Source organism: Tabrizicola flagellatus, from assembly GCF_046295235.1.
GTDB lineage: Bacteria > Pseudomonadota > Alphaproteobacteria > Rhodobacterales > Rhodobacteraceae > Tabrizicola > Tabrizicola flagellata_A.
Window position 1 is genome coordinate 1 of sequence record NZ_JBKBLV010000066.1, and the last position, 8,723, is coordinate 8,723.

At 68.1% G+C, this 8,723-nt stretch carries 11 protein-coding genes; 6 read left to right on the plus strand and 5 right to left on the minus strand.

All coding sequences use genetic code 11. The features are described from left to right. Positions 1 to 374: TetR/AcrR family transcriptional regulator C-terminal domain-containing protein (locus ACK4IU_RS17950; protein ID WP_409738006.1), on the plus strand; the 374-nt coding region annotated here is incomplete at its 5' end. A gap of 66 nt (positions 375 to 440) precedes the next feature. Here ACK4IU_RS17950 and ACK4IU_RS17955 read toward each other — a convergent pair. The 3 genes from ACK4IU_RS17955 to accD all read right to left on the minus strand — a co-directional run bounded on the left by ACK4IU_RS17955 (position 441) and on the right by accD (position 3,063). Continuing rightward, positions 441 to 1,724, minus strand: coding sequence for a bifunctional folylpolyglutamate synthase/dihydrofolate synthase (locus ACK4IU_RS17955; protein ID WP_409738009.1), 1,284 nt, complete (start codon positions 1,722 to 1,724; stop codon positions 441 to 443). A 28-nt stretch (positions 1,725 to 1,752) separates the two neighbouring features. Beyond that, positions 1,753 to 2,058, minus strand: a complete 306-nt coding sequence (locus ACK4IU_RS17960) for a monooxygenase (protein ID WP_409738012.1) — start codon at positions 2,056 to 2,058, stop codon at positions 1,753 to 1,755. Positions 2,059 to 2,151: 93 nt separating this feature from the next. Then, positions 2,152 to 3,063 carry an acetyl-CoA carboxylase, carboxyltransferase subunit beta gene (gene accD / locus ACK4IU_RS17965; protein ID WP_409738015.1) on the minus strand — a complete coding sequence of 304 codons (912 nt, stop codon included), beginning with the start codon at positions 3,061 to 3,063 and terminating at the stop codon, positions 2,152 to 2,154. Between the two features lie 136 nt (positions 3,064 to 3,199). Between accD and ACK4IU_RS17970 the strand changes: the two genes are divergently transcribed. Together ACK4IU_RS17970 and ACK4IU_RS17975 are read left to right on the plus strand one after the other, a co-directional pair. After that, positions 3,200 to 3,991 (plus strand): cytochrome b/b6 domain-containing protein, encoded by a 792-nt coding sequence (locus ACK4IU_RS17970; RefSeq protein WP_409738018.1) that lies wholly within the window; start codon positions 3,200 to 3,202, stop codon positions 3,989 to 3,991. Continuing rightward, positions 3,984 to 4,748 (plus strand): molybdopterin-binding protein, encoded by a 765-nt coding sequence (locus ACK4IU_RS17975; RefSeq protein ID WP_409738021.1) that lies wholly within the window; start codon positions 3,984 to 3,986, stop codon positions 4,746 to 4,748. The genes ACK4IU_RS17970 and ACK4IU_RS17975 overlap by 8 nt, the downstream gene beginning before the upstream one ends. Positions 4,749 to 4,839: 91 nt before the next feature. Here ACK4IU_RS17975 and map read toward each other — a convergent pair whose 3' ends face one another. Beyond that, on the minus strand, positions 4,840 to 5,709 hold the full coding sequence (gene map / locus ACK4IU_RS17980) for a type I methionyl aminopeptidase (RefSeq protein WP_409738024.1): 870 nt from the start codon (positions 5,707 to 5,709) through the stop codon (positions 4,840 to 4,842). Positions 5,710 to 5,824: 115 nt separating this feature from the next. Here map and ACK4IU_RS17985 point away from each other — a divergent pair, with 115 nt between their 5' ends. Genes ACK4IU_RS17985 through ACK4IU_RS17995 form a run of 3 tightly spaced genes read left to right on the plus strand, consistent with a single transcriptional unit; the run spans position 5,825 to position 8,202 of the window. Beyond that, positions 5,825 to 6,544: a competence/damage-inducible protein A gene (locus ACK4IU_RS17985; RefSeq protein WP_409738027.1), complete on the plus strand. Its 720-nt coding sequence runs from the start codon at positions 5,825 to 5,827 to the stop codon at positions 6,542 to 6,544. Further along, positions 6,541 to 7,236, plus strand: a complete 696-nt coding sequence (locus tag ACK4IU_RS17990) for a GNAT family N-acetyltransferase (protein ID WP_409738030.1) — start codon at positions 6,541 to 6,543, stop codon at positions 7,234 to 7,236. The genes ACK4IU_RS17985 and ACK4IU_RS17990 overlap by 4 nt, the downstream gene beginning before the upstream one ends. A gap of 21 nt (positions 7,237 to 7,257) precedes the next feature. Continuing rightward, on the plus strand, positions 7,258 to 8,202 hold the full coding sequence (locus ACK4IU_RS17995; RefSeq protein WP_409738034.1) for an OmpA family protein: 945 nt from the start codon (positions 7,258 to 7,260) through the stop codon (positions 8,200 to 8,202). A 56-nt stretch (positions 8,203 to 8,258) separates the two neighbouring features. Here ACK4IU_RS17995 and ACK4IU_RS18000 read toward each other — a convergent pair. Next, positions 8,259 to 8,723: substrate binding domain-containing protein (locus ACK4IU_RS18000; protein ID WP_409738037.1), on the minus strand; the 465-nt coding region annotated here is incomplete at its 5' end.

Consider the following 8,723-nt stretch of genomic DNA (forward strand, 5'->3'; position numbering starts at 1 on the left):
ACGTGCCGGTGCAGGTGGCGCTGACCATCGCGGCGGAACGGATCGTGGCCTTCCACCTGTCGGATTTCGGCCAGCGCATGTTCCGCATCGTGGTGGGCGAGGGCGAGCATTTTCCGGGGCTTGGCCGGCAGTTCCACGATTTCGGCCCCGGACTGATCCACAGCCGGCTGGTGCATCACCTGGGCTGTTACGTCGCCAGCGGCGCGCTGAAGATCGACGACCTGGACCTGGCCGCGGACCAGTTCGCGCAGCTCTGCAAGGCGACGATCCATGACCGGCTCATGTTCGGCCTGGCCGAGACCATCACCCCCGATCTCGTCCACCGCACGGTGCATGGCGCGGTCGAGATGTTCCTTGCGCGCTATGGGACCTGACATCCTCGTTCGGCTGCGTCTCCTCGTCGGTAGCGCCGCGAGGAGTGACGAAGTCATCGACGAGCCTTACCCGTTCTCGCGCAGCACCGTTCCTGCCAGGTAGAGCGAGCCGCAGATCAGCACCCGCGCCTCGGGGGATGTGGCGGCGATGCCGGCCAGCGCCTCGGCGACCGAGCCAGAGGTGACCGCATCCATTCCGGCCGCGCGGGCCGCATCGCGGGTTGCCTCGGCGGGGAGGGTGTTCTTCTCGCCGGGGATCGACACCGCATGCAGGCGCGCGACCTGCGGGGCCAGCGGGCGCATGTAGCCCAGTACGTCCTTGGTGTTCAGCATGCCGCAGATCAGATGCGTCTCGCGCCGGGGCATCCGCGCCAGGGTTGCCGCCACCGCCTCGCCCCCCGCCGGATTGTGCCCCCCGTCAAGCCAGAGCTCCACCTGCGGCGCAAGGTCCACCAGCGGCCCCTGGCGCAGGCGCTGCATCCGGGCGGGCCAGACGGCGCGGGTGACGGCGGCTTCGCAGGCGGCCTCGTCCCGGCCAAGCGCGCGCAAGGCGGCGATCGCCGCGCCCGCGTTCTGGATCTGGTGCGGCCCCGGCAGGTTCGGCAGCGGCAGGTCCATAAGCCCGGTCTCGTCCTGATAGATCAGGCGACCGCGCTCCTCGAAGGCCTGCCAGTGCTGGCCATGCGCCAGGACCGGAGCACCCTGCCGCGCGGCCTGCGCCTCGATCACAGCCAGCCCGTCGGGGTGTTGCGGCCCGACGATCACCGGCACACCGCGCTTGATGATCCCGGCCTTTTCGCCGGCGATCTTCGAAACCGTATCGCCCAGGAAGGCCTCGTGATCCATCGACACGGGCGTGATGATCGTCAGCCGCGGATGGTCCACCACGTTCGTCGCATCGAGCCGCCCGCCAAGGCCGACCTCCAGCAGCGTCCAGTCCGCCTGCGTGCGGGCAAAGGCCAGGAAGGCCGCGCAGGTGGTGATCTCGAAGAAGGTGATCTCTTCCCCGCCGTTCGCCGCCACGCATTCGTCCAGAAGCGCGGTCAGCGCGGGTTCCGAGATCAGCTCTCCCGCCAGGCGGATGCGTTCGTGGAACCGGGCGAGATGCGGCGAGGTATAGGCATGCACCCGGTCGCCGCCCGCCTCGAGCCCCGCCCGGATCATCGCCTGGGTCGAGCCCTTGCCGTTGGTGCCGGCGATGTGGATCACGGGGGGAAGACGGGTCTCGGGGTGGCCGAGCGCGGCCAGCAGGCGATAGACGCGATCGAGCGTCAGGTCGATGATCTTGGGGTGCAGCGACATCATCCGTTCGAGGATGATGTCGGAACGGGCGTCCGGTTGGGGCGTCATGGGATGATGGTCCGGTCGGTCTGGTCCGTCAGAGCGGCGCGCGCGTGATCTGCGACAGGTCGTCGTTCACGTCGAATTCGTGCGCGACGATGCCGGTCACGCCAAAGGCCGCAAGACGGGCGCTGTGCTTCTCGCGATAGGCCCTGGCCGCCTCGGGCGAAGAGAAGAGATAGATCCCGCCCGCCCGGCCCGTGTCGCGGTTCTCGGTCCAGATCTTCCAGACAAGGCCCGGTTCGGCGGCAATGTCCTGCGCAAGACCGGAGAAGGCTCCGGCCATCTCCTGTCCCCAAGGTCCGGCGAAGGGAAAGTCGAACTGCACAAGCGTCAGGGACATGGGTCTCTCCTCGGGCACGGTCCCGGGGTCGGACCATGCGGCACTGGTGCCAGCATAACGCGGAAATCGCCGGCTCCAAGCGGATTGCGCGGCTCAGCTTCCCGCCGTTTCGGCGGCTGCCGGGGCCGGGGGCGCGAGATCGCCCTTCACCGCCGGCGACAGACCCATGAGCATCCGCAGCATGATGACGAGTTCATCCTTCATCGCCTTGCGATGCACCACCCGGTCCAGCATCCCGTGGTCCAGCAGGTATTCCGCGCGCTGGAACCCTTCCGGCAGCTTTTCACGGATCGTCTGTTCGATCACCCGGGCGCCGGCAAAGCCGATCTGGGCGTTGGGCTCGGCGATCTGCACGTCGCCCAGCATGGCATAGCTGGCCGTGACCCCGCCCGTCGTCGGATGAGTCAGGACGACGACATAGGGCAGCCTGGCCTCTTTCAGCATCTGCACGGCGACCGTGGTGCGCGGCATCTGCATGAGCGAGAGCATCCCCTCCTGCATCCGCGCCCCTCCGCTGGCCGAGAACAGCACCAGCGGCCGCTTCAGCTTCACGGCGCGTTCGGCGGCGGCGATGATCGCGTTGCCGACATACATGCCCATCGACCCGGCCATGAAGCTGAAGTCCTGCGCGGCGGCGACGATGGGGGTGCGGCCGATCTCGCCCTCGGCGACCAACATCGCGTCCTTCTCGCCGCTGGCCTTCTGCGCGGCCTTCAGCCGGTCGGTGTATTTCTTCTGGTCGCGGAATTGCAGCGGATCCACCACCGGCTCGGGCACCTTGACCTCGGTGAAGATGCCGCCGTCGAACAGCGCCTCGAAGCGGGCGCGGGGGCTGATCGTCATGTGGTGGTCGCAGGTGCCGCAGACGTTGAGGTTCGCCGCAAGCTCGCGGTGGAACAGCATGGTCCCGCATTCGGGGCATTTGGTCCACAGGTTCTCGGGCACCTCGCGGCGCGAGAACAGCGAGTTGATCTTCGGACGGACGTAGTTGGTGATCCAGTTCATGCCGCGCCTGCTGCCCCTTCGCTTTGGCTTCCCGAGATAAGCCCCGACGTGCGGAAATGCAATCAGCGCAGTCTTGCCGGGGTTGGTGAAACTTCTGCGTCGGCGGCCCGTTGCTTCAGCGGAAAAGAGGCCACGGATGCCCCACGGACCGCTGATCTACCGACACCGCCTGCCAACCCGGATCGCGCATTGGGTCTGGGCCGTCAGCCTGTTCTTCCTGCTGCTGACGGGCCTGCAGATCTTCAACGCCTTTCCCAGCCTGCACATCGGGCGGGAATCGGGCTTCGACTACGACAACGCCATCCTGGCCATCGGCGCGGTCGAGACGCCGGCCGGTCTGCGCGGCGTGACCCGGATCCTGGGGGCCGAGTTCGACACGACCGGGGTCCTCGGCGTCTCGCGGGGCGAGGTCCGCGCCTTCCCGGCCGCGCTGACCATCCCGTCAACGACCAGCCTCGCCACGGGGCGGCTGATCCATTTCTTCTTCGCCTGGGTGCTGGTGGGGACGCTGGCCCTCTGGCTGGTGGCCTCGGCGGTGAACGGGCATCTGCGCCAGCTGATCCCGACCCGCGCCGACCTCTGCGCCCTGCCGCGCGACATCGCCGACCATGCCCGGCTGCGGTTCCACCACGCGGCAGAGTATGGCGTGTTGCAGAAGCTCGCCTATGCCTTCGTCCTGTTCCTGGCCCTGCCGGTGATGATCCTGACCGGCCTGTCCATGTCGCCCGGCGTCACCGCCGCCCTGCCCTGGCTGCCCGAGCTCTTCGGCGGCCGGCAGACCGCACGGACCATCCATTTCCTGACCATGCTGGCGCTTCTGGGCTTTTTCGCCGTGCACATGGCGATGATCCTTCTGGCCGGACCCGTGAACGAGATGCGGTCGATCCTGACCGGCTGGTATCGCACAGATGGAGGCAAGGATGACTGACCGACGCCAGTTCCTGCTGGGCGGCGCGGCGCTGGCGCTGTCGGGCTGCAAGGTCCTTGACGGCGCGACCGACCCTGACAGCCGCCTGCGCGCGCTCTTCGCCAGCCACGAGGGCCTGACCCGGGCCGCCCAGCGCGCATTGATCGGCGACAGTCTCGCGCCCGAGTTCTCCGAGGCCGACATCCGCCAGGGTCAGCGCCCCAATGGCTCGACCGACCCCTCCGGCGCCGCCTACCGCCGGATGGCCGCCAGCGGCTTTGCCGACTATCGGCTGACTGTGACCGGACTGGTCGAGGCACCGCAAAGCCTGTCGCTGGCCGCCCTGACCGCGCTCCCGTCACGGACGCAGATCACCCGGCACGACTGCGTCGAGGGCTGGAGCAGCATCGCCAGATGGCAGGGTGTGCCGCTGGGCACGGTGCTGCGGCTGGCCCGGCCGAAGCTGGCGGCGCGCTATGCCGTCTTCCACTGTTTTGACGCCATCGAGCGCGGGCTGTCGGGCGAGATCTTCTACTATGAATCGATCGACCTGATCGAAGCCTTCCATCCGCAGACCATCCTCGCCTACGCCATGAACGGCATGCCGCTGCCAGTGGCGAACGGGGCACCGCTGCGGCTACGGGTCGAACGGCAGCTTGGCTACAAGATGGCGAAGTATGTCCATGGCATCGAACTGGTGGACAGCCTTGCCGCCCTGGGCCGGGGTCGCGGCAGCTATTGGGCCGACCGGGGCTATGAATGGTACGCGGGGATCTAGACCGACAGCTCGTCGGCGACTTCGTCGCTCCTCGCAGGGCACGGCACGACCGACGAGAAGCCGAAGGCGAACGAGGAGGCGTGCCTGAGGGTCAGCCCCAGGTCGGGTGGAACTTTCCCGCAGGGGACAGGGTGAAGATCTCGCAACCCGTGGCGGTGACCCCCACCGAATGCTCGAACTGCGCCGACAGCGACTTGTCGCGGGTGACCGCAGTCCAGTCGTCAGCCAGGACATTGGTCTCTGGCCTCCCGAGGTTCACCATCGGCTCGATGGTGAAGAACATGCCTTCCTCCAGCACCGGCCCCGACCCGGCGCGGCCGTAGTGCAGCACGTTCGGCGGCGCATGGAATACCCGTCCCAGACCATGGCCGCAGAAGTCGCGCACCACGCTCATCCTTTGCGCCTCGACATAGGCCTGGATCGCGTGGCCGATGTCGCCGAAGGTGTTTCCGGGCTTCACCGCCGCGATGCCGCGCATCAGGCCCTCGTGCGTGACCTCGATCAGCCGCGCGGCCATGGGCGAGGGCTTGCCGGCCACATACATCCGGCTCGTGTCGCCATACCAGCCGTCCACGATCACGGTGACATCGATGTTCAGGATGTCGCCGTCCCGCAGCATGTCATCCTTGCGCCGCTTCTCCAGATCGCGCGAGATCGTCTCGGACTTGCTCATCGGGATCGGCGCGCCGGGAATCCCGTGGCAGACGACATGGTTCACGCTGATGCAGGAGGCGTGCTTGTAACCCTTGTAGCCAACGGTGGCCGAGGTCACGCCGCGGCGCCTGATCTCTTCGGTGATGAAATCGTTGATCGCCCCTGTCGTGGCGCCCGGCACCACCAGTGGCACCACCGCATCCAGGATCTCGGCCGCGACCCGGCCCGCCGTGCGCATGCCGGCGAAATCCGCATCCTCGTAGATACGGATGCCGTCCTTGGTGATCCTGGCGCGCACGTCGTCCATCCGGCTCTCCTTGACCCTTACATAAGACGACCGACGGGAATTGGCCAGAGGCCGGGGTTTGAAAGCCCGCCCGGCGCGGCTATACCTGCGGCAGCGGCAACAGCGAGGAAGCGCGATGACCAATCCGACCGCGGCGATGCTGGTGATCGGCGACGAGATCCTGTCGGGCCGAACCCGCGATTCCAACATGCACTACCTGGCCGGGGAACTGACCCGGATCGGCATCGCACTGCGCGAGGCACGCATCGTCGCCGATGTGCACGAGGACATCGTGGCCGCCGTGCGCGCGCTGTCGGGCCGTTATACGCATCTGTTCACCAGCGGAGGCATCGGCCCCACGCATGACGACATCACCGCCGATGCCGTGGCCGAGGCGATGGGCGCGAGGATCGGCCACCGGGCCGATGCCATGGCGCTCTTGCAGGCGCATTACGACCGCGCGGGCCTTCCCTTCAACGAGGCGCGGCAGCGCATGGCGCGCATCCCGGACGGGGCCACCCTGATCGACAACCCGGTTTCCACCGCGCCGGGCTTCACCATCGGCAACGTACATGTGATGGCGGGCGTGCCGAACATCTTCCAGGCCATGGTCGCCTCGGTCCTGCCCCGGCTGACCGGCGGGCCGCCACTCTTGTCGCAATCCCTGCGCGTCGATCGCGGCGAGGGCGAGATCGCCGCCCCCTTCGCCGCGCTCGCAGCCGAGTTTCCCGACCTGTCCATGGGCTCCTACCCCTTCATCCAGAATGGCGCGCATGGCACGAACCTGGTGATCCGTGGCACCGATCCGGCGCGGGTCGATGCGGCGATGGTCCGCCTGACGCAGCTGTTCGGATGACGCCCGCGCTGCTGGCCGAGGTGATGGAGGCGACCTGGCCGCCGCTGCGGCGCTGGCAGGTCGGTCCCTTCACGTTGCGCGACGGGGCGGGCGGGGGCAAGCGGGTCTCGGCCGCCAGTTGCGACGGCACCTTCACCGAGGCCGAGCTTTCTGCCGCCGAGGCCGCAATGGCCGAACCCCTGATGCTGGTCCGGGCCGAGGACAGCGCGTTGGACGCTTGCCTGGAGGCGCGGGGCTGGCGCGTTGTCGATCCGGTGGTCGCCTATGCCGCCCCGGTTGCCGATCTGAAGGCCGAGCTTCCGCCGCTGGCCGCCTTCCCGCACTGGCCACCGCTGGAGATCGCCCGCTCGATCTGGGCCGAAGGCGGCATCGGCCCGGCCCGGATCGCGGTGATGGAGCGGGTCACGGGGGCAAAGGCGGCACTGCTTGCACGCAACGGAGACCGCCCCGCCGGCGTGGCCTTCGTGGCCTGCCACGGTGCCGAGGCGATGCTGCATGCGCTGGAGGTCCGCCCCGGCCAGCGCCGGCGGGGTGTCGGGGCGACACTCCTGTATGCGGCGGCGAACTGGGCGGCGGAACAGGGCGCGACCCGGCTGTCCCTCGTCGTCACCCGGCAGAACACCACCGCCCGCGCGCTTTATGCCCGCCTTGGCATGGGCGTCGTGGGGCAGTATCATTACCGAATGAAATGATCGCGGAAAGCGACCCGGGCAGTGCCGAAGGCGATCCTCTTCCTCCTGATCCTCGCGCTGGCGCCGCCCGCCGCAGCCCTGACGCTGGAGCTTCCGGCCGAAGTACTGGACCAGGAAGTCCGCAGCGAAAGCCCCGGCAGCTATGCCCTGCCCACTGCCGGGTTTGACGGGTCGTCCGTTCCGTCGCGCATCGTCGAGGGCGCGCTGGACCAGCGTGCCCTGCGCCTGGCCGCGCCGGGAATGACCACGCTGGCAGTGATGGCGCCACTGCGCGACCAGGTCATTGCCGCGGGCTACGATGTGATCTTCGAATGCGATGCGCGGCGCTGTGGCGGCTTCGACTTCCGGTTCGGCACCGATGTCCTGCCCGAACCGGACATGCATGTCGACCTTGCCGATTTCCGCTTTCTGTCGGCCATTTCGGGCAAGGATGCCATATCGATCCTCGTCAGTCGCAGCGCAAGCTCGGCCTATGTGCAGATCACCCGCGTGACCGAGGCGCCCCTTTCGGTCCCCCCGGCACCGGCCGTGGTCGCCATTCCGGAAGGGCCTGCCGCCCCCGTATCCGAACCCATGCCCGCCGATGCCCTTGCCATCGCCAGCGCCCTGGACCAGGTCGGCTTTGCCGTCCTCGACGATCTGGTCTTTGCCAGCGGCGCGGCTGCCCTGGCCGAGGGCGACTATGCCTCGCTGGCAGCCGTTGCGGCCTGGCTTCAGGCCAACCCCGACGCGACCATCGCGCTGGTGGGCCATACGGATGCCTCGGGCAGCCTGCCCGCCAATGTCGCGCTGTCCGAACGGCGGGCGCGGTCGGTCGCCGATGCGCTCATCACCCGGCATGGCGTCGACCGTACCCGCGTGACGGCGAATGGAGTCGGCTTCCTCGCCCCGCGGGCCACCAACCAGACCGAGGAAGGCCGGCAGAAAAACAGACGGGTCGAGGTGATTGTCACCTCGACCCGCTGACGGTCGGCCCAGAGGGGGAGAGGACCGACTACAAGTTCACGACGCCTGGCCCGTACCTACCAGTTGTCCGGCCCCTTGTCGGCGTAGCGCCGCGCCAGGAAGTCGATGAAGGCGCGCACCTTGGGCTGGGTGAACCGGCCCGGCGGATAGACGGCGTAGATGCCCAGCACTTCGGTCGGCAGGCCGGGAATCGCCTCTTCCACCAGGCCCTGACGCATGGCATCCGCGTAAAGGAACGACGGCAGATAGGCGATGCCCAGGCCCGAGATCGCGGCGTTCAGCAGGCTCTGCCCGTCGTTGACCGTCAGCCAGCCGACGGAACGGACCTGCCGCTTTTCCCCCGAGGGCGCGGTGATCTTCCAGACATTGCCGTTGGCCTGATTCGAATAGTGCAGCAGCTTGTGGTCGTTCAGGTCGTCGATCTTCTGCGGCCGGCCGAATCGCTGGAAATAGGACGGCGAGCCGATCATGCGCTTGGTCGTCTCGGTCAGCTTGCGGGCGCGAAGCGAGCTGTCTTCCAG